At 66.5% G+C, this 19,824-nt stretch carries 14 protein-coding genes and 1 pseudogene; 6 read left to right on the forward strand and 9 right to left on the reverse strand.

The genetic code is table 11. The features are described from left to right. Positions 1-115: 115 nt before the first annotated feature. The 3 genes from fepD to BMZ43_RS09205 are packed head-to-tail and all read left to right on the forward strand — an operon-like array spanning position 116 to position 2,909. Positions 116-1,111 (forward strand): Fe(3+)-siderophore ABC transporter permease, encoded by a 996-nt coding sequence (fepD, locus tag BMZ43_RS09195; protein ID WP_017642144.1) that lies wholly within the window; start codon positions 116-118, stop codon positions 1,109-1,111. Next, complete coding sequence (gene fepG / locus BMZ43_RS09200; protein ID WP_064308277.1) at positions 1,108-2,106, forward strand: iron-enterobactin ABC transporter permease; 999 nt, start codon at positions 1,108-1,110, stop codon at positions 2,104-2,106. Before fepD ends, fepG begins: the two co-directional genes overlap by 4 nt. Further along, positions 2,103-2,909, forward strand: a complete 807-nt coding sequence (locus BMZ43_RS09205; protein ID WP_017642142.1) for an ATP-binding cassette domain-containing protein — start codon at positions 2,103-2,105, stop codon at positions 2,907-2,909. Before fepG ends, BMZ43_RS09205 begins: the two co-directional genes overlap by 4 nt. Here the strand turns inward: BMZ43_RS09205 and BMZ43_RS09210 are convergent. The 6 genes from BMZ43_RS09210 to BMZ43_RS09235 form a co-directional block, all read right to left on the reverse strand. Continuing rightward, complete coding sequence (locus BMZ43_RS09210; RefSeq protein ID WP_093252667.1) at positions 2,906-6,844, reverse strand: enterobactin synthase subunit F; 3,939 nt, start codon at positions 6,842-6,844, stop codon at positions 2,906-2,908. The genes BMZ43_RS09205 and BMZ43_RS09210 overlap by 4 nt on opposite strands. A gap of 11 nt (positions 6,845-6,855) precedes the next feature. Then, entirely contained in the window at positions 6,856-7,062 is a 207-nt protein-coding gene (locus BMZ43_RS09215; protein ID WP_017642140.1) for an MbtH family protein, read from the reverse strand. A 21-nt stretch (positions 7,063-7,083) separates the two neighbouring features. Then, positions 7,084-8,337 (reverse strand): enterochelin esterase, encoded by a 1,254-nt coding sequence (fes, locus tag BMZ43_RS09220; RefSeq protein ID WP_093252671.1) that lies wholly within the window; start codon positions 8,335-8,337, stop codon positions 7,084-7,086. Between the two features lie 83 nt (positions 8,338-8,420). Then, on the reverse strand, positions 8,421-10,607 hold the full coding sequence (locus BMZ43_RS09225; RefSeq protein WP_093252674.1) for a TonB-dependent siderophore receptor: 2,187 nt from the start codon (positions 10,605-10,607) through the stop codon (positions 8,421-8,423). Between the two features lie 288 nt (positions 10,608-10,895). Next, positions 10,896-11,159: a hypothetical protein gene (locus BMZ43_RS09230; RefSeq protein WP_093252677.1), complete on the reverse strand. Its 264-nt coding sequence runs from the start codon at positions 11,157-11,159 to the stop codon at positions 10,896-10,898. Positions 11,160-11,462: 303 nt separating this feature from the next. Beyond that, the gene (locus BMZ43_RS09235; protein WP_017642136.1) at positions 11,463-11,744 is read right to left on the reverse strand and encodes a hypothetical protein; all 282 of its coding nucleotides are present in this window, start codon (positions 11,742-11,744) and stop codon (positions 11,463-11,465) included. Between the two features lie 1,103 nt (positions 11,745-12,847). Between BMZ43_RS09235 and BMZ43_RS27265 the strand changes: the two are divergent. The 3 genes and pseudogenes from BMZ43_RS27265 to BMZ43_RS09245 all read left to right on the forward strand — a co-directional run. Then, positions 12,848-13,243 (forward strand): annotated as a pseudogene (locus tag BMZ43_RS27265) (HAMP domain-containing protein); the annotation flags it as partial. A 102-nt stretch (positions 13,244-13,345) separates the two neighbouring features. Further along, positions 13,346-14,101, forward strand: coding sequence for a methyl-accepting chemotaxis protein (locus tag BMZ43_RS27270; protein WP_371913865.1), 756 nt, complete (start codon positions 13,346-13,348; stop codon positions 14,099-14,101). 14 nt (positions 14,102-14,115) lie between these two features. Then, positions 14,116-15,036, forward strand: a complete 921-nt coding sequence (locus BMZ43_RS09245) for a substrate-binding domain-containing protein (RefSeq protein ID WP_093252682.1) — start codon at positions 14,116-14,118, stop codon at positions 15,034-15,036. A gap of 91 nt (positions 15,037-15,127) precedes the next feature. On the opposite strand, the gene BMZ43_RS09250 is transcribed toward BMZ43_RS09245, so the two are convergent. The 3 genes from BMZ43_RS09250 to BMZ43_RS09260 form a co-directional block, all read right to left on the reverse strand. After that, on the reverse strand, positions 15,128-18,172 hold the full coding sequence (locus tag BMZ43_RS09250; protein ID WP_371913866.1) for an autotransporter domain-containing protein: 3,045 nt from the start codon (positions 18,170-18,172) through the stop codon (positions 15,128-15,130). 272 nt (positions 18,173-18,444) lie between these two features. Further along, complete coding sequence (locus BMZ43_RS09255) at positions 18,445-18,969, reverse strand: GNAT family N-acetyltransferase (protein ID WP_082900440.1); 525 nt, start codon at positions 18,967-18,969, stop codon at positions 18,445-18,447. Between the two features lie 149 nt (positions 18,970-19,118). After that, positions 19,119-19,361 carry a DUF1654 domain-containing protein gene (locus tag BMZ43_RS09260; RefSeq protein WP_017642130.1) on the reverse strand — a complete coding sequence of 81 codons (243 nt, stop codon included), beginning with the start codon at positions 19,359-19,361 and terminating at the stop codon, positions 19,119-19,121. Positions 19,362-19,824: the final 463 nt, after the last annotated feature.

The raw sequence follows: 19,824 nt of genomic DNA on the forward strand, positions 1-19,824 counted from the left end.
AAAACACAGGGGACGCTATCGAGCCGCCGAGGCAAGGCTGTTAGCATGTAATACAGACTATCATGTGTTAATACGCCTTGTTCTCATCCACTCCCCTTCCTGTCGGTCGTCCCGGATGACCAGGCGCCGCCTCTTCATCCTCGGCTGCGCCGCCCTCCTGCTGCTCCTGGTGATGGCTGCCAGCCTGGCGCTCGGCTCCACCGCCATACCGCTGGCCGACGTCTGGCAGGCGCTGGGCCACGGTTGCAGCGATCCGGCCTGTCTGATCGTGCGCGAGGCACGGCTGCCACGGACCCTCGCCGGTCTGCTCGCCGGCGCGGCCCTGGGCGTGGCCGGCACCCTGATGCAGGCGCTGACGCGCAATCCCCTCGCCGATCCGGGCATTCTCGGCGTCAACGCCGGTGCCAGCTTCGCCGTGGTGCTGGGCATCGCCCTGTTCGGCGCCAGCGGTCCCGAGCACTACCTGGGCTATGCCTTCGCTGGCGCCCTGCTCGCCAGCCTGGTGGTGCTGCTGGCCGGTATCGCCGGTGGCGGCGGCTTCAATCCCATGCGTCTGGTGCTGGTGGGGGTGGCCCTGGGGGCCATGCTCGAAGGTGTCAGCTCGGGCATCGCCCTGCTCGATCCCCAGGTCTACGATCAGCTGCGATTCTGGCAATTCGGCTCGCTGGACGTGCGTCAGCTGGAGCTGCTGCGCAGCGCCAGCCCGCCGGTACTGGGCGGGGTGGCTATCGCCCTGCTGCTGGCTCCGGCACTGAATGCCCTGAGCCTGGGCACCGACCTGGCCGTGGCCCTCGGCACCCGGGTCCGTCAGACCCAGTTGCTCGGCCTGCTGGCCATCACCCTGCTCTGTGGCGCCGCTGCCGCGGCGGTCGGACCCATCGCCTTCGTCGGTCTGATGGTGCCGCACCTGGGCCGCTGGGCCATCGGCGAGGACCATCGCTGGCTGCTGCCCTTCGTGCTGCTGTTCACCCCCAGCCTGCTCCTCACCGCCGACATCGTCGGCCGCCTGCTGGTCACCAACGAGCTGCGCGTCTCGGTGGTGACCGCCTTCCTTGGCGCACCCCTGCTGATCTGGCTGGCGCGCCGTCAGCGCCAGGGAGGTCGAGCATGAACCGCCCCGGTCGCCTGCGCCTACCCGCCGTGCTGCTGGCCCTGCTCGGCGGCGCGCTGCTGCTGGCGGTGTTCGCCCTGGGTAGCGGCAGCCTGGCCCTGAGCCCTGCCCAGGTAGTGGCCGCCCTGCTCGGCGAAGCGCCGCGCGGCATCGAACTGGTGGTCACCCAGTGGCGCCTGCCGCGGGTGGCCCTGGCCCTGCTGATCGGCGCCGCCCTGGGCCTGAGCGGGGCGCTGTTCCAGTCGCTGCTGCGCAATCCTCTCGGCAGCCCGGATATCATGGGGTTCAACACCGGCGCCTACAGCGGCGTGCTGGTCGCCCTGGTGCTGTTCCAGGCCAGCATCCTCTGGAGCACCACCGCCGCCCTGATCGGCGGCCTGCTCAGCGCGGCGCTGGTCTATGCCCTGACCTGGCGCGGCAGCGGTGTGGATACCCTCAGACTCATCATCGTCGGCATCGGCGTGCGCGCCCTGTTGATGGCGCTCAATACCTGGCTGATCGTCCACGCCTCCCTGGAAGCCGCCTTCAGCGCCGGCCTGTGGAGTGCCGGTTCGCTCAACGGTATCACCTGGGCCAAGGCCTGGCCGGCGGTGGTCTTCATCCTGCTGGCGGGTGCGGCCAGCCTGGCGCTGAGTCGCCGGCTGTTCCTGCTGGAGATGGGCGACGACACCGCCTGCGCCCTGGGCGTGCCGGTGGAGCGCACCCGGCTGTCGCTGCTGGGCCTGGGCGTGGTGCTCACCGCCGCCGGCACCGCGGTGGCCGGCCCCATCTCCTTCATCGCCCTGGCCGCGCCGCAGATCGCCCGCCGCCTGACCGGCACCCAGCGTCTGGCGCTGCCCGCCGCCGCCCTCACCGGCGCGGTCCTGCTGCTGGGCGCGGATCTCATCGCCCAGCGCCTGTTCCTGCCCTATGTCCTGCCGGTGGGCCTGGTCACGGTGAGCCTGGGCGGGCTCTACCTGATCGGCCTGCTCATCTGGGAGTCCCGCCGCTCATGAACGACGCCCCTTCCTCGCGCCTGCACGCCGAGCGCCTGACCCTGGGCTACGGCCGCAAGCTGATCGCCGAGGACCTCTCGCTGACCATTCCCGATGGCGAACTGACGGTCATCATCGGCCCCAACGGCTGCGGCAAGTCGACCCTGCTGCGCACCCTGAGCCGGCTGCTGGCGCCCAGCCAGGGCCAGGTCTGGCTCGACGGCCAGGCGATCCAGAGCTATCGCACCAAGGAGGTGGCCCGCCGTCTGGGCCTGCTGCCGCAGAGCTCTCAGGCCCCGGGCGATATCTCGGTGCGCGATCTGGTGGCCCGCGGACGCTATCCGCACCAGACCCTGTTCGGCGGCGTGCGCGCCGACGACGAGCGTGCGGTGACCCACGCCATGCAGGCCACCGGCGTCTTCGAACTGGCCGACCGGGCGGTGGACACCCTCTCCGGCGGCCAACGCCAGCGGGTATGGATCGCCATGGCCCTGGCCCAGGAAACACCCCTGCTGCTGCTGGACGAACCCACGACCTGGCTCGACATCACCCACCAGATCGACCTGCTGGAATTGCTGGAAGACCTCAATCGCCAGCAGGGCCATACCTTGGTGATGGTGCTGCACGACCTCAACCACGCCTGCCGCTACGCCACCCACCTGGTGGCCATGCGCGGCGGCAAGGTACTGGCCACCGGCCGCCCGCGCGACGTGGTCACCCCCGAATTGATCAAGGCGGTCTACGACCTGGACTGCCTGATCATCGACGACCCGGTGGCCGGGACACCCATGGTGGTGCCCCTGGCACGGCGCTCGGCTGGCTAGAGTCCTTTCAGCGCCCGATTCAGCACCGGACCGATCTGCGCCAGCTGGGCCGGGGCGATGATGTCGACATGGGCGCAATCCACCTCATGGGCCTGCAGGCGGGTGATCCAGGGCGCCCAGGTGGCCTTGACGTCCATTCCCGCGGGCAGGGTGCGGCGGGCAACGAACATCAGCGCTTCGCCGTCGAAGCGAGCGCTGCGCGCCGTGGCCAGCAGCCGAACCGAATCGGCGTAGTTGCCCTCGATGGTGGCGAACAGCTGCGCCCCCTCCCCCAGCGCCGGATCGGCCAGCCCCTGCTGGGCGGCGAGAAAGGCCTCGCGCTCGCGATTCACTTCGGCCAGCACCTCCGGATCCAGCTCGCGCTGGCCCTCGCGCTCCTGCCAGTTCTGGGTTTCCGGCGGATAGGTATCGAGCAGGCCAAGGAAGGCGACCTGCTCCCCGGCCGCCTGCAACCGCGCCGCCAGGCCCTGGGCCAGGGTACCGCCCAGGGAATAGCCGAGCAGATGATAGGGACCCTGCGGCTGCACCTCGCGCAGGGTGCGCAGATGGCGCTGGATGACGGCTTCCAGATCGGCGCCCTGGGCCAGGGGGCCGTCCGGACGCGGCGACTGGATACCGAGCAACGACCAGCGCGGATCCAGGTGCCGAGCCAGCACGCTGAATTGCCAGGCGAAGCCCGAGGCCGGATGGAAACAGAACAGCGTGGGACCGTCGCCCGGGCGCAGCGGCAGCAGGGTCTCGAAGCCGGCACGGGTTTCGCGGGCCGCGTCCTGCTCCAGCTGGCGCGCCAGGCGGGCGACACTGGAGGCCACCATGATCTGGCCGATGGACACCGGCTGCCCCAGCCGCCGCCGCAGATTGGCCGCCAGGGTCATGGCCAGCAACGAATGACCGCCCAGGGCGAAGAAGTCATCGTCCGCGCCACCGATGGCGCAGCCGAGCACCTCGGAAAAGGCCGCCGCCAATTCACTCTCCAGCCCCGGCGCCAGGGGTCGGCTCGCGGCCCTGGCCACGCCCTGGGGCGCCGGCAGAGCCTTGCGATCCAGCTTGCCGGTGGCCCCCAGAGGCAGGGTGTCCAGCTCCACCAGGGCCACTGGCACCAGATGCGGCGGCAGGCTTTCGCCCAGGCGCGTGCGCAGGCGCTCCAGGTCCAGTGCGGCGCCCGGCTGGGCGATCAGATAACCCACCAGTTGGCGCGCATCGCCACCCGCGCTGTTGGCCGCCTCGCCCAGCACCCGGGCATGGGTGACCGCCTGGGCCACGCCTGGCAGCGCCAGCAGGGCATGGTCGATTTCCGCCAGTTCGATGCGCTGCCCGCGCAGCTTGACCTGGTCGTCGCTGCGCCCGAGGTACTCGACGACGCCCTCCGGCAGCCAGCGCGCCACGTCGCCGGTGCGATACAGCCGCTCGCCCTGCCCGTCCGGCGCGGCGATGAAGCGTGCGGCGGTCAGCTCCGGTCGGCCCAGGTAGCCATCGGCGAGTTGCACCCCGCTCAGATAGAGCTCCCCCGCCACACCCGGCGGCACTGGACGCAGGCGTTCATCAAGGATGTGCAGCCCGGTGTTCCACACCGGCTTGCCGATGGGCACGCTGCTGCCGGTAACAGCCGCCAGGGCGGCGCCATGGGCCGGATGGTAGGAGACGTCCACCGCGGCCTCGGTGGGGCCATAGAGATTGTGCAGGGGCGCGCCGACCCGGCGCTCCCAGGTACGGGCCAGCTCGGCGGGCAGGGCTTCACCGCTGCAGAACACCTGACGCAGGCTGGCGCAGCGGGCCACCGCGGCCGGCTCGTCCAGGCTGGCGACGAAGGCCGCCAGCATCGACGGCACGAAGTGCACCGTGGTCACCCGCTCGCGAGCGAACAGCTCCTGCAGCGCCGCGGGATCGCGATGGGCCTCGGGCGGCGCCAGGTACAGCCGGGCGCCCACTAGCAGCGGCCAGAAGAACTCCCAGACCGAGACATCGAAACTGCTCGGTGTCTTCTGCAAGACGGTGTCGCCGGCGCCGATGGGATAGCTGTCCTGCATCCACAGCAGGCGATTGACGATGGCGGCATGGCCGACCACCACGCCCTTGGGGCGACCGGTGGAGCCGGAGGTATAGAGCAGATAGGCCGGATCGCCGGGGCGCGGCCCTTCGAACACCGGATCCTGGTCCAACCCCTTCAGGGGCGCATCCAGAATCAGCACCTGGCTATCGTCCAACCCCGGGAAACGCCCGCGCTGGCTGGCATCGGTCACCAGCACCCGTGGCCGGGCGTCGTCGAGCATCAGTTGCAGGCGCTCGTCAGGATAGCCGCTGTCCAGCGGCAGGTAGGCGGCGCCCAGTTCGATCGTGGCCAGCAGCGCCAGGGACAGGAACACCGAACGCGGTAGGGCCACGGCAACGATATCGCCCCGCCCTACCCCGGCCGCGCTCAGCCGTTGGGCCAGGGCCAGCACCTGCTGGCGCGTTTCCCGATAGCTGAAGGCGTGCTGCAGATCGGCCAGCGCGGGCGCCGACGGCGTGCGCGCTGCCTGGTCGGCCAACAGGGTCACCAGGGTGGTCGCCGGTAGCGCGCGCTCAGTGGCGTTGATCGCGGCCAGCCAGTTCCGGTCTGCCGGGGCCAACAGGTCTGCTTCACCCAGGGTAAGGCCAGGGTGATCGGCGAATTGCTCCGCCAGCAGGCCAAAGCGCGCGGCGTGTCCCTGCAGCAGCTCGGCGGCATAGCGCTCGGCATTGCCCAGCAGCTTGATGTCCAGGGCACCGCTCGCCTCCAGGTAGAGGGCGATCTCCAGGTCGCGCACCGGCCCCGAGGCCAGTTCGTGGGTGATGCCCGGCACCCCGGCGAAATCCAGGGCGAAATCGAACAGCTTGAGGTTGATGACTGGTCCGGTCAGCGGCTCGGCATCGCCCGGCCGGCCGAGATCGCGGGCGATCTGCTCGGCGTCGTAACGCTGGTGGCGACGCACCTTCTTGAGCTCGGCGGCCAACCCGGCAGCCAGCTCCGGCAGCCTCTGGGTCGAGTCGGTACGCACGCCCAGCGGCAGGACGTTGAGGGTCGCGCCACCGGATTTGAGCGCCACCGACCCCATGCGCCGCATGAAGATGAAGCCGGCGCTGAAGGCCGGTTGCCCGCTGAGACGGGCGAACCAGGTGGCGGCCAGGGCCACAGCCAGATCCGCTGGCGTCACCCCTTGGGCCTTGCCCTGTTCGGCCAGTCTGGCGAAGACCTCGGCAGGTACCCGGGCGCGCGCCTCCACCACCCGCGGCGTGGGCACCTGTCCCGACAGGCCACCCGGCGCCAGGGAGGCCGCCGGCGGCAAGGTCGCACCGCGTTCGCGCCAGAAGGCTTCGTCGCGCTCGCGGACGGCCGACTGCTGATAGTCCTGATACTCGCGCACCACCTCGGCGAAGGAGACGAAGGGCGAGGCCTCGGCCGTCTCGTTCCGCATCGCGGCGCTGTACAGGGCGGCCACCCGCTTGGCCAGGGCGGCGAAGCCATAGCCGTCGATCAGCAGGTGGTGATAACGCTGGTACCAGAACAGGTGATCGTCGCCCAGCTGGTAGATCCGGTTGAGCCACAGCGGACCGCCACTGGTGGCCCGCAGGTCGCCGTCGAGATCGGCGCGGATGGCCGTTCGCGCCGCATGCTCGGGATCCGCCGCATCGCGCAGATCCAGCCACTCGGGCGCAGTGATCACCGCAGTGTGGTCGATCCACTGCACCAGTTCGCCCTCACGCTCGGCGAACCTGAGCTGCAGGCTGTCCAGTTCGCCGAGGCCCTGGACGATGGCCGCCAGCAGCGCCTGGGCGTCGAGCGGCCCGCGCAACTCGACCAGATGGGCCACGGCGAAGGCATTGGCATGGGGCGACAGCTGATCGGCCATCCAGATACCGGGCTGGGCGGCGACCAGGGGCAGCTCGGGAAAGACGCAAGAGGGCGTAGAGGACACAGGAACTCCAGTCAGGAAAGCAGAGAGGCGACCGGGCGGATATCGCGCCAGTGGCTGGCCAGCCAGTCGTCGCAGGCCGCGCGCGGCGCGGGCCCGAACACCGGCGCCCAGCCGGCGGGAACGGCCATAGCCTCCGGCCAGAGGCTGCACTGGCCCCGGGCATTGCGCAGGATCAGCAGCACCTGCGCGGGATCGTCGAAGGGATTGAGAGCGTCCATCGGACCTCCTGGCAGTAGGGATTAGCGGTGGGCGTCGGCGGCGACCAGGGGTTGCCAGAGCCGGACCAGGCCGTCGAGCAGGCCTCCGCGCCACCAGAGGGCATCATGGCCCCCATCGATCTCGCGATAGTCGAGCGCGTGGCCCTGCTCGCGCAGGCGCGGGACCAAGGCCCGGGAGGCTTCGAGGATGGCCGGCTCGCGCAGCCCCGCCTCGATGAACAGCCGCAAGGGATACCCCCTCCCCCGCCCGCTTTCCAGCGCCTCGAACAGTCGGCCTGGTTTGCCGCGTTGCGGCCACCAGAAGGAACCGGACTGGCTCAGCGCGCAGCCGAAGCGCTCCGGCCAGTGCAAGGCGGCATAGAGCGCCGCCAACCCGCCAAAGCTCTGCCCGGCGACCACGGTCGAGGTGGCCGACTGGGCATGGGGCGCCCAGTCGCGCACCTGGGGTAGCAGCTCTTCCTGCAGCGCCAGCCAGAACTCGGGATTGCAGGGCAACTCGCTACCACGCAGGGCGCGATCGCTGTGGTCGATCAGCAGATAGACCGCTTCCGGCAACTGGCCGGCATCCGTGAGCTCTTGCAACGGCACGCCGATGGGCATCGTCTGGGCCCAGAATTGCCCATCCAGCAGAATGGCCAGCGGCCGCTCCATAGGGGTGGTATTACCGGTAGCGAAGAGCCACACCGGGCGGCTGTTGCCCAGTCTGGCGCTGTCCCACTGGAACTGCTGCAGGCTCGGCCAGGCCGCGGGAGACAGGGTGCGATCGGTGTCGAAGGCCGCCCAGGCCGGTTGCGCAGGCGCATCCGGCAGATGCACGCCCGACACCGCCAACCCGCGGCCACCCTGCCAGGCGCGGCGGGGATTGAGCCGGTCGGCCTGGGCCAGGGGAAAGACGCTGCGCCACCAGAGGCGGATGCCCTGGAGATCAGGCTGGACCTCGCCTTCGAAGGGCGCCGGCTCCCCACTGGGGATCAGGCAGTAACTGCCGCGCCAGCGACCCTCCAGCTCGGTCTCCCACGCCCAGACATCGGTGCCTGGCAGACGCCGCAGGCTCTGCGGCAGGCCCGGTTGATGGTGGTCGGTGACCCCGGTGATATTGAGCCAGACCCGCTGGGTACCGGAGCGCTCGGCCAAACCCTCGGGATCGCGCCAGACAAAGGTCAGGCGATAGCGCCCGCCCACGGTGGGTTCGATCAGCGGCGTGCCGCGGCAGGCGACGGCCTGCCACCAGGACTCGCTGCCCACATCGTCCCGCTGGAAGAGTGAATCTTTCATCGCATCTCAGTGCATCGTGGAAGAGATCGTCATGGCCTGTATCGCGCCGACCGACCCGAGCTTGGCCCGGGTCGGCCTGGACCTCAGAAGTCGTAACGCGCGCCGACCATCACGCTACGCGAGGGGCCCTGGAAGTTGAAGGTGGAGACCGAACCTACGCGCGACCAGTATTCCTTGTCGAGGAGGTTGTTCACGTCCAGGGTCGCGGTGAGTTGTTTGGTGACCGGATAGGAGAACTTGGCATCCACGGTGGCATAGCCGGGGGCGGACACGGTGACGTTATTGTTGGTCTGCGAGAAATCGCTCATCGCGGTCACCCCACCGCCGATGCTCAACCCGGTTAACGGACCACCGGCCAGGGTGTACTTGGTCCACAGCGAGGCCATGTGCTTGGGCATGCTTTCGAAGAGGGTATTGGCCACACCGCTGAGATTTTCGCTGCGCATGTATGTATAGCCGGCCAGCACCTCCCACTGCTCTGTCAATTTGCCGCTGGCCTCAATCTCGGCGCCCCGTACCCGCGTCTTGCCCGAGTTGGTGTAGAAGCCGGTGGAGGTACCGTTCGGGTTGAGCAGCGCGCTGGCGCGATTTTCATCTGTGAGCTGGAACAGTGACAGGCGAGTATTCAGGTCGCCGTGGAAATAGCTGCCCTTGATACCGGTCTCGTACTGCTCGCCTTCGCGCGGATCGATAGGACTGCCGTCTGCTTCTAGGTAAGAAGTTTGCGGCTTGTAGACCCTTGAGTAGCTGGCATAGAGCGAATGATGATCGTCTAGGTCATAGACCAGGCCTGCGTAGGGCGTCACATAGCCGTCGTGGCTCTGATCGGCAGGCGCGTTACGTTCCGGGGCGCTCGCGGTGGCGAAGGTCCTAGTATTAGCCTCACCGCGGTACCAGCCGATCCGGGCGCCACCGATCAGCGCTAGTCGCTCTAGTGGGCGGAAGGTCAGCTTGGAATAGAGACCGAATTCCTTCTCATCGCTATTGACCCGGGTTTGATAGCTCTTCGCCGGCTTGGCAAACAGTGTCGGCCCATAGGTCGCAAGATTGATGCTACCCAGATTGATGTTGCCATTGCGATAGTCGGTGTCGTAATGCTTGTAATCAGCACCTACGACGAACTCACTGACCTGTCCCAACGCCTCGAATGGCTGGCTGTAGCTGGCGTCGAGCGAGTAGGCATCCTGCCCGAAATCGCGGTTGCTGGCCTGGAGTCGATAGGCGTCGTTGTTCTGGGCGGTGAAGGCATAGAGGTAATCCGCTTCCCGATGCGACGCCCGCGCGGCGATGCGCCCATAGCCGCCGTTATCGAATCTGTGGGTCAGCTCGAAGATGCCGTCGGTGGTCTTGCCGTCGAAGTAGTTCCAGTCCGCCCCCAGGAAGCGCGACTGGCTGAAATCCAGCAGATTGCCCTGGGTATCGGTGGGATAGCCGTTGTGCGGGGTGAGGTTCTTGACCTGATGGATCAGGCCGAAGGAGATCTGGGTGGCGTCGGACAGGTCGATGTCCAGATCGCCGTAGTAGCTCTGGTCGGTATTGGCGTTGTAATCCACCTCGCCATTGCTGTCGGCGCGGGAGGCGACGAAGCGGCCACGGACGTTCTTGCTCGCGGTGAGCGGACCGGCCAGGTCGATTTCCTGGTAATTGGTGTCCCAGGAGCCGTAGCGCCCGGTGATATGCCCCTGGAATTCGTCGGTGCCGCGCTTGCGCACCATGTTGACGATACCGCCCAGTTCGCTGGTGCTGTTGAACAGCCCCGAGGGGCCGCGCATGATCTCGACCCGGTCGAAGGGCGAGAGGATGGGCACGGTACCGAAGATGCTGGTCATGGGCGCCGGCAGGCCGTCGATGTTGTATTCGTCGTACTCGTAGCCGCGCGAATAGATGGAGGAACGCCCGCTGTCGTTGGTCAGCACCCGCAACCCGGCCGTGGACTTGGCCAGCTCGTCCAGGGTGTTGAAGTTGCGATCCTTGATGTAGTCGCTGGTATAGGAGGTGATCGACTGGGGAATGTCGCGCAGGGCGGCCGGCGTCTTGGTGCCCACGGTCGCCGAATCCACGGTATAGCCGCCGGTCTGTTCCGAGGGCGCCATGTCGTAGAGGCGATTGCCTTCGATGGTCAGGGTGTCCAGTTCCGTGGCGTTCTGCTCGGCCACCGTGGCGGCCAGGGCCGTCAGCGGAAAGGGAATCAGCGCGCCGATCAGGAGCAACTGACGAAGGGCCGCGCGAGGAAGGCGGATGGGCTGGCAGAGGGTTCCTTGGGTGTTCATGGTGATCCTTGTGACCGTGGCGTTGCAGCCGACGCCGTGCACTTGAAGGCTGCTCTTCGCGGCATCGCGCGAGGGCCAGCACTTTAAATGATAAAAACTCTCATTATCAAATGTTACGTTAAGTAATAGCTGTTTGCATTGCGGCGAACAGGCAGCCGTGATCCACGCCTGGTACTGCGGGCGCAATGGAGAAGAAAGGAGGGAGAAAGCCGCGGTCGAACGTGCACGGTCCGACCGGAGGGGAATCAGGCCTGGCTTGAGCAGGCCCCAGAGAAGCCGGCGAAGTCGTTAGAGACCGGACACCGCGGGGGTCTTGGCCGCCACCTGACCGATCACCGGGCTGGGCAGCCGGCAAACGATCTCACCGATGGCATTCATGCGTGCCAGACCACCATCGCCCTTGCAGGCGTGATAGTCGGCGAGGTGTTCGGAAGGCGAGTTGCGCAGCCCCTGATCGAGCGCAACCACCAGAGCGATGACGCCCAGCCCCAGGACGACGAGTTCGAGCGTGCTGCGGGTACGATACCAGTGGATCGGTCGCGAAGGGCTCATGGCGGCTCCAGGGAGAGGCGAGTGATGGCGAAGTGGCTTCCTACTCTAATCCTCCTGGCCCGGATGTAAACAGCCGTTGCGCGCCTGGGCGATAGCGGTCATCCGCTCGCCCAGGGGTGTTGTCCTGCGCCCGGGCAAGGCCTTGCCATGGCCTTCTTACCTCATCCCCTGGGCACTCCGACTCGCGAGGCGCCAGGAGCGGCCCCCGCGATCAGTGACAGCAGCCGCTGTGCCCGCCCGTATCGCGCTCACCTCCCCTCCTCTGCTACCGGTCCGAAACCGACAGCGGACCGAGGACGAGACTCAGGGATTTTCCTTGCTGGGCGTCTTGATGTAGCCGGGCACGGCGGAATCGGGAGGCGAGTGGCGCCCTTCGCTGGCTGCGGCGTCATTGGCCTGGGCACGGTCTTCCTGGGCCTTGGTCTGCTCCTGGGCAGCCCGGTCGACCTTGCCTTCGGCAGCCTTTTCCTCGGCCTTCTGGCTATGGACCTGAGCCTCCCGGGCATGGTCTTCGGAAGTCTTGTCGCACGCCGCCAGGGTTGCGGCAGTAGCCAGTACGAGGGAGCACAGCAGAACTTTCGACATCGGGTATTCCTGTGAAAAGAGACCTTTCAGAGACCTGGAGAAGCACTGGTTGGTTTCTGACCCGCCGCACCGGCTTTGCGACCTGAGGTGTCCGTCGCACGGTGGGCGTGGCGGAACCCGCATGCCTGCCCAGCGAGCTGATAGTCGTCGAGCGCCTGAACCGCACCGCCAGGCTCTAGCGCGCGCATCTGATCATTATCGACAACAGCTGGTCGCCCGGCGAAGGCCGCACGTCCGCAGACGATGCGGAAAGGTCGGGTGATACGACTAGGCTGCGGAGCTGTTGGCCATGGACAGGCATCGAGACGCGCCATGACGTCTGCCGCCGTTGGCCTCCTGCCTCAACATCGCCAATAAAGCAGGGAACAACCATGACGCTTCTTCAACGGGTAGTCGGCGGCATCGCTCTCCTGGTGTTTCTGCTGCTGGGCATCGTCGCCGTGAGCTTCAACAGTACCCAGTCCATCCATGAACGGCTGACGGTCATCACTGAGCAGTCCGCCCCGCTCGGCCAGGCGGTCGGCGAAATCAACGTGCAGCTGCTGAGCGCCAACCAAGCCCTGCTCGGTCTGCTAGCCGAGTCCGATACCGCTCAGATCGCCACGCGCGAACAACAATTCCACCAGCAATTCGCCAACTACCTGCAGCTGCACCAGCGCCTGCCGGCGCTGTTGCGCGACCACGAGCAACTGGTCCAGGCACTCGATCAAGAGCAGAAACTGGGCAATGCCTACGGCCAGCAGGCGAAAATCCTCATCGACAGCTACCGCCAGCTGGTCACCGTGCGCCGTGAAACCCGGACCCTGCAGGGCTATGCCACGCCCGAGGCCAATCGACTGTCCAGCTACCTGCAGGCCTACAGCGCACAACGGAAGGCGGAAGGCGCCACTTCGGCGGTCCGTGCCGCCCAGTTGCTGTTGATCGAAACGGACAAGACCTACGCCGCCTTCGCCGCCCAGGCGGCACGCGTGGATCTGCCGAGCCTGGCCGTGGCGCTCAACCAGCAGCAGGATGTCATCACCGACCGGCTGCGCGATCTGGCCGCCCTCGACGAGCGCAACGCGCGTATCGTGGGCGTGATGGTCACGCGCCTGCTGCACGAGATGACCGCGCCCGATGGGCTGCGCCAGGCCTATGAGCGGCAGGCCGCGGCCGAAGCCCAGTTCGACGACCAACGCCAGCGTACCAGCACGGCGCTGCAGGCGACCCTGGATGCCCTGCGCACCCTCAGCGGCGGGGCCGTCGCCGTGGCGCAGCAAGCCAAGAACGATACCGATGCCAGCGTGGCCACCAGTCGCCAGGTACTCTTAATCGTCGCCCTGCTGGCGATCTGCGCCGCCGTGCTCATCGGCCTGTGGGTCGCGCGCGGCCTGCGGCGTCCGCTGCAGGCGTTCCGCGAATCGCTGCGCCAGGTCACGGCTGGCGATCTGCGGGTCCAGTTCGATGTGAGTCGCAACGACGAATTCAGCGAGCTGGGCGGCTATCTCAACGAACTGATCCGCTCGCTGCAAACCACGGTGACCACCCTTACCCAGTCGGCCGACGACCTCCGTCGTACCGCCCAGGCCAATGCCGACATCAGCGCCAGCACCACCCGCGCCGTGGAGGAGCAGACCGAACGCCTCGGGTCCGCCGCCTCGGCGATGACTCAGATGGAAAGCACCGTGGCCGAGGTGGCCCAGCGCGCGCTCGACACCAAGGATGCCGTGGACCACACCTTCGAGCTGAGCACCACGACCGGCACCACCGTCGCCGAGACCATCGACAGCATCCAGCGCCAGGCCCAGCAGATCCAGGTCGCCGCCCAGGCCACCGATGAACTGCAGGGCTATGGCCAGAGCATCGACGGCATCGTCGATGCCATCCGCAATATCGCCGAGCAGACCAACCTGCTGGCGCTCAATGCCGCCATCGAAGCCGCCCGCGCCGGTGAACAGGGGCGCGGCTTCGCTGTGGTCGCCGACGAGGTACGCTCCCTCGCCAGTCGCACCCAGAGCTCCACCAGCGAGATCCAGCAGCAGATCGAACAGATGCAGCAGAAGATCCACTCGGTAGTGGACATCATGGGGGTGAGTCGCGCCCACTCCGGGGAGTGCGTGCAACTGGCCTCCTCCACCCGCGAAGCTCTGCAGAACATGAGCCAGGCGGTCGGCACCATCCGCGAGATGAACACCCAGATCGCCGCCGCGACCGAAGAGCAGAGCGTCACCGTGCAGCAAACCAGCCGCATGATGGTGCAGATCAACGACGCCGCGCTCCGGGCTGCAGAAGGCGCCGAGCGTGCCGCGCACAGCAGCGAGGACCTTTCGCTCATGGCCAGCCGGCAGCGCGAGCTGCTGCAACGTTTCAGTGTCTGATCGGGGATCGACTCATGTTCAAGCCAACGCTTCGTCTCCTCGCCGGTTTCATGCTGGCCGCCACCTGCGTCAACGTGGCCCAGGCCAGTGCCCCGTTGATCGGCGTTTTGACCTCCAAGCGCGACAACTTCCGTACCGCGCTGATCAATAATGTCGAGGAACGCGCCCGTACCCTGGACGCCGATCTGTTCCTGGAAAACGCCAGTAGCGACAGCGCCTTGCAGCTACGCCAGTACCGCAACCTGATCGCCGCCCGGGTCGATGCGGTCATCGTCAATCTCATCGATGACAGCAACACCCAGGAGATGCTGTCCCTGGCGATGAGCAGCAAGGTGCCGCTGGTGTTCATCAACTATCGCCCCAACGTCTCGCCGTTGCCGGCCTATGCGGGCTTCGTCGGTTCGGACGAGGTGGAAGCCGCGACGATGCAGATGGAGGAGCTGGCCCGCCGCGCCGGCTACAAGGGCAAGGTGGCGATCCTGATGGGCGAATCGCACCACCCGGCGACCAAGCTGCGTACCGAAAGCGTCGAGAAGGTGGTGGCCAAGTACCCGGACATGCAGGTCGTGGTTAAGGCCTCGGCCAACTGGCAGCGCAGCGAGGCTACCGATCTCGTCATGCAGTGGGTCAACAAGGGCGTGGCCTTCGACATCGTCGCCGCCAACAACGACGAGATGGCCATCGGTGCGATCCGGGGTCTGGAAAAGGCCGGCAAGCCACTGGCGCAATACCTGGTGGGCGGCATCGACGGCACGCCCGACGGGTTGCAGGAAATGCGCGCGGGCAAGCTGGCGGTCAGCGTCCTGCAGGATGCCAAGGGCCAGGGCGAAGGCGCGGTGGACATGGCGCTGCGCCTGGCCAATGGCCCCACCAGCAACACGCTCACCCAGGTGCCCTTCCAGCTGATCACCCCGGACAACCTGGCGTCTTTCTAGCCCTTGGCCGCAGCGGGGTCGTCCTTCTTCGGCGGCCTCGCCTCGCGCTTAACTGCGCGCCCTGCCCGTTCCGGCACTTGGCACGCCCCGTTCAGAATCGCCAGCTGAGTCGAGCCTTGAGGTCCTGGTCCTTGGTCCGGCCACTTAGTTGCCCGTCATAGCCCAGGCCTAGCGACACCGTCTCGCTCAGCGCCATGTCCAGCGCGCCCTGCATCACGGCGGACTCACGCGCGATGGGCGCCCCCATCAGTTTGAGATCCGGGCCACCGGCGAAGGCCGCCTCGTGCTCGGGCGTGGTATCACCATAGGCATGGCGCCAGCCCAGGGTGGCGCTCGGCACCACCTTCCAGTCACCTAGCGGTTTGCTCGCCAGGCGCAGACCGAGGGTGCTGAAGGTCACGTCGGTGTTCTGCCGCGGATTGTCCAGCGCCAAGGCACCACTGCGCTCGTGGAAGCCGTCGGTCCGCAGGTGCACCTGGGCCAGGTTGGCGAAGGGCGAGAGGTTCAGGCTGCCCGCGTCGATCCGATAGGCCAGTTCGCCAAAGGCCTGGGTGGTGTCGGCGTCATAGTCCGGCGCCAGGTGCTGATTGCTGCCGAGGACCGCCAGGTCGCGCTGCGCCGCCACCGAATGCCAGCTGTGGGCCAGGCCCAGCTTGAGACTAAAGGCATCCCAATGCTGGCCGGCATAGAGCCCCAGGTGGTAGTTGGTGCTGTCGAGCGAGCCGGATTCGTCGCGCAGATCCAGATCGGTATGACCCAAGCCCACCAGCCCCCCGACGCGCCAGCCGTTGTCCAGCGGGATGTCACTGCCAATCAGCAAGCCATGGCTGTGGCTGTCCAGGCTGCTGGCGTCGTGACTGCCGTCGTTGCGGCCCCAGGCACCGAGCGCCTGGGTCCAGACCAGGCCGCGCTCGGGGCTGCCGGCCAAGCCCTGGATGCCGGAACCGGACGGAGCGTCGTCCTGGGCGTCGTGCAGACGCTCGGCCATGGCGTTGCGTACCAGGCGGCTGTCCTCCACCAGCACCGTCTTGGTCGAGGCATGTAGTTCGTTGCCCAGGCTCTGGAAGGTCGAGCGAGCACCAGTGGCATTGGTCGCGACGACCTGATTCCACAGCGCATTGCCGGCGCCGGCCTTATCCAGCCCCTCTGCAGCGGACCGGGCATTGCGGCCATCGGCCAGGTCGGCGAAGGCCACGCCATTGCGTGGCAGGCTTAGGATCGCCTGGTTAGCGCTGTAGCTCAGCGTCGGGGTGAGGAAGGCGAAATCGGATTGGATCTGCCCAAAGCGACCGCTCAGGCGGTTACCGGCGCTGAGTAGCTGATAGCTGCCCAGGGGCTGCCAGTAGGGGCTGGAAACCAGTGCCAGGGTGGCGCCGTTGACGGCGATGCTGCCCGTGGCGACCAGGCGATCGGCGCGGTTGCTGGCACCGGTCTCGACCTGATAGATCGAGCCTTGGTCGAGGGTGGCGTTGCCGTTGACGTCGAGCTGCCCTACCGAGTTGCCGGGAGCGAGAATGCCGCCCTGGGCGACGTGAAGACTGGCCAGACTGCCGTTACCGCCCAGGGTGGCGCCGGTATTGACGGTGACCGCCGAGTTGCCGAGGTTGCCATTGATGGCCAGGCGACCCTGATCGATGCGGGTGGTACCGGCGAAATCGCTATTGCCGGTCAAGCTCAGGGAGCCGACCCCGGTCTTCACCAGGCTGCCAGTGCCATGCAGTCTGTTGGCTAGGCTGTCGTTGACCGACTGCTCCAGTATCAGGGTGGCGTTGTCGGTGATGTCGCCGCTGCCGAAGGCCTGGGCATGGCCACGCAGGGTACCGCCATTGATCAGCGTGCCACCGCTGTAGATGTTGAGACCAGTGAGGGTGAGTTCGCCACTGCCATTCTTGGTCAGGCTGCCGCTGCCACCGATGTTGTTGCGCCAGGCATCGAGGACGTTGAAGCCACCCTGGCTCGCATCCATGTTGACGCTGACGTTGCCGTTAAAGGCGCCGTAGCCATCGGCCGCAGCCATCAGGTTGAGCCGACCGTAGCCGTTGGATTCGTCGATGACCACATAGCCCGAGGACAACTCGGTGCTAGCCAGGATGTCGCGGCGCTGGCTGGCGCTGAGATAAGGGAAGCGCGTTTCCAGCAACACCTCGGCATTGACCGGTACCACCGGCGCCAGATTGGTCGGGCCAACGGGGGCGAAGCCGTAGGTCATGCGGGCGGTGTACAGCGCCCGGTCCCGCGCGTGCTGCGACTGCTGGTCGGTAGCCGGATCGACTTGAGCCACGCAGTTGTTGATGTCGCCGCCACACTGCTGAGCGAAGTAGGCCTGGGCCTGGGCGAAGGCATCGCTGCGCAACTGGGCGTTGTTGACCAGGTTGTCGATGGCGAAATAGGTAGCGGTGATGCGCCCACCGATCACATCCAGCGGCGAGTGCATGCCGGCGACGATGCGATTGTTGCCCAGCTCAGAGGCGCGGAAGAGTTCCTCTCCCAGGCGCTGAGGCACGGCGTAGCCGTAGCCGATGCCGGCCAGATAGGCCGCATTGGTATGGCCGCTGGGAAAGCCGCCATCGCTCGCGGGCGTTTGGCTGCGCGCCGGACGCAGGGACGGCGCCACGATGTCTTCGCTGGTTTGCCTCCAGGGCCGAGGATACTGATAGAAGTTCTTCGCCGAACTGGTGGAGGCGTCGTCGCGAATCGCCTTGACCAGTTGGGCGACCTTGCCCAGGCGCGAATGGATGTCGCCCGAGCCATTGCCCTGGTCTTCGTACTTGACCGTCTGGGTCGAGGCGTCGAATTGGGGAATGGTGGTGAAGGCTCCCGCGCCGACTCGATAGGCCTCGGCCAAGGGACCCAGGCCACTGATCAGGCTGTAGCTCTGGTCACGACGGTCGTCGTAATAGGCAGCCACTTCCTGGTCGTGGGTACGGGTGTGGGACAGATCGATCACATACTGCACGTTGCGCTGCAGGATGGGCGCGCCCAGGGCGGTCGGGGATCCAGTATTCCAGGTAGCGCCCGGCGTCCAGAGCTTATTGTATCCCGACAGCAGATCGACCCCATTGGTGGCATTGCTACCCGAGCGGCTAGCGGCCTGCACCGACACCGCCAGCAGTGATGCCGTCAACACGGCCGTGATTACCGCGGGTTTATTGCCTGAACGTTTCACCGACTCTTCCCCTTAGCCTCTTTGATACAACTTGTTACAAGTTGTCTGGGGCGGCGAGCCTAGAGGGCAGATGTGACGCTATGACAATTCTTTCGAGGCGGTTTTACGACATCTTATAGAGTACAGAACGGCGACCCAGGGTCGAGGCAGGAAAGGCATGCCCCGGGTCGCTGCCGATAGTGCTGCTGGCTGAAAGCCCTGATCCTGGCCCGGTCCCGGTCACGCAGTCCAGCGCCTGAGCGCTAGCGGCGCCTCAGGGTGTCCAGATCACACCAGAGGTGCAGCTTGGTGACAAAGGTATTGCCCACAGCGACTGCCAGCGGCTCGCGGCCAAAGACCGTGAAGCCTGCCTGTTCATAGAGCGCCTGAGCGGCATGGTTGCCTTCGGTGACCGTGAGCTGAATGACCCTGAGCCTGGACAGCTCCTGCGCATGGGCCAGCAGCTCGTCCAGCAAGGCCTTCGCTATGCCCAGGCGCCGGTACTGGATGGGCACGTACATCCCGAACAGAATCGCCTTGTGCCGGCCCTTTTCCCGCGTCTCGAGGCCAAGGCCGACAACGCCCAGCAGATCCGCGCCATGGGTCGCACCCCAGACCCGCTCGCCCGCCTGGGCGCCTTCCTGCAGACGACCCTCCCACCAACTGAGCGGCAGACTCTCCCGCTCCTGCGGGCTCGAAGTGAAGGCCTCCGGATGTGCGGTGTAAGCCTCCAACATCAGCTGCCGATAGGCCGGAGCCCAGGCCGTTCCCAAGCGCTGGATGTCCATCCTGATCTCCTTCCAAGCGACGATCCCTGAAATGGCATCTAAGCCAGCCCTACTGCACGGCCGTGACGTCGCCAGCTCTCGACCTGCGACAATGTCACGATCCGGCACGTCGTGCGACGCCTGTCCGGCGCTGTCGGCCGCGCCTTCGCTCAGTAGTCGTCGTAGCTGACCCTCCAGAACAGGTCGATGCTACCGTCATCGCGATGGGCCACGATCAGGCCTTCGGTCTCGCCAAAGGCTTCCAGCAACAGTGCCCAGTCCTCACGGCTCGCCGCCAGACGCTCCACGTGCACGTGCTTGTCGAGGATCCCGCGCGCATTGTTGACCAGCCGCGACACTCGCATCGTCAGGCGCTCATAGGAGGTCGGCTGGGGCGGCTGGCTATGAGCCATGGGCACAGGCTCCATAACTGTCTATTTACACAGTAGCCCTCGATCCAGGCGACTGGCAAGTTTCCGGACACCAGCAGAACCGGTGGTGCGGGCAGAGGTGCCCAGCGCCGAACGGCAATTGCCTAACAAGCGTTCTCCTGCACTGACGCCAGACGAACGCTCCAGGCCAAGCACCTCGATTTGCTGACGGCCCCGAGTCAAGGTCATGGATCCTACTCCGCCTGCGTTCGGCTGATCAGCCCCGAGCCATCAGCCAGAATGGCAATAAGCCGTCTATCCAGAGATAACCGCCAGCCATCCCCCCAAAAGCTGTGACATGGATCACTTTTTCACTCTTAAGGTCAGACTAACTCGCAACATTTAGGTTGTCCGTAAAGACGCGCGCCACTGGGCTCATCACTGCACAGATCTGGTGAGCGGCTGGTAGCAAAAAATCACACTCCATCGCGCTAGCTATTCCAGG

Origin of the sequence: Pseudomonas sp. Snoq117.2 (assembly GCF_900110545.1) — a bacterium.
In the GTDB taxonomy this organism is placed as follows: Bacteria; Pseudomonadota; Gammaproteobacteria; order Pseudomonadales; family Pseudomonadaceae; genus Chryseomonas; species Chryseomonas benzopyrenica.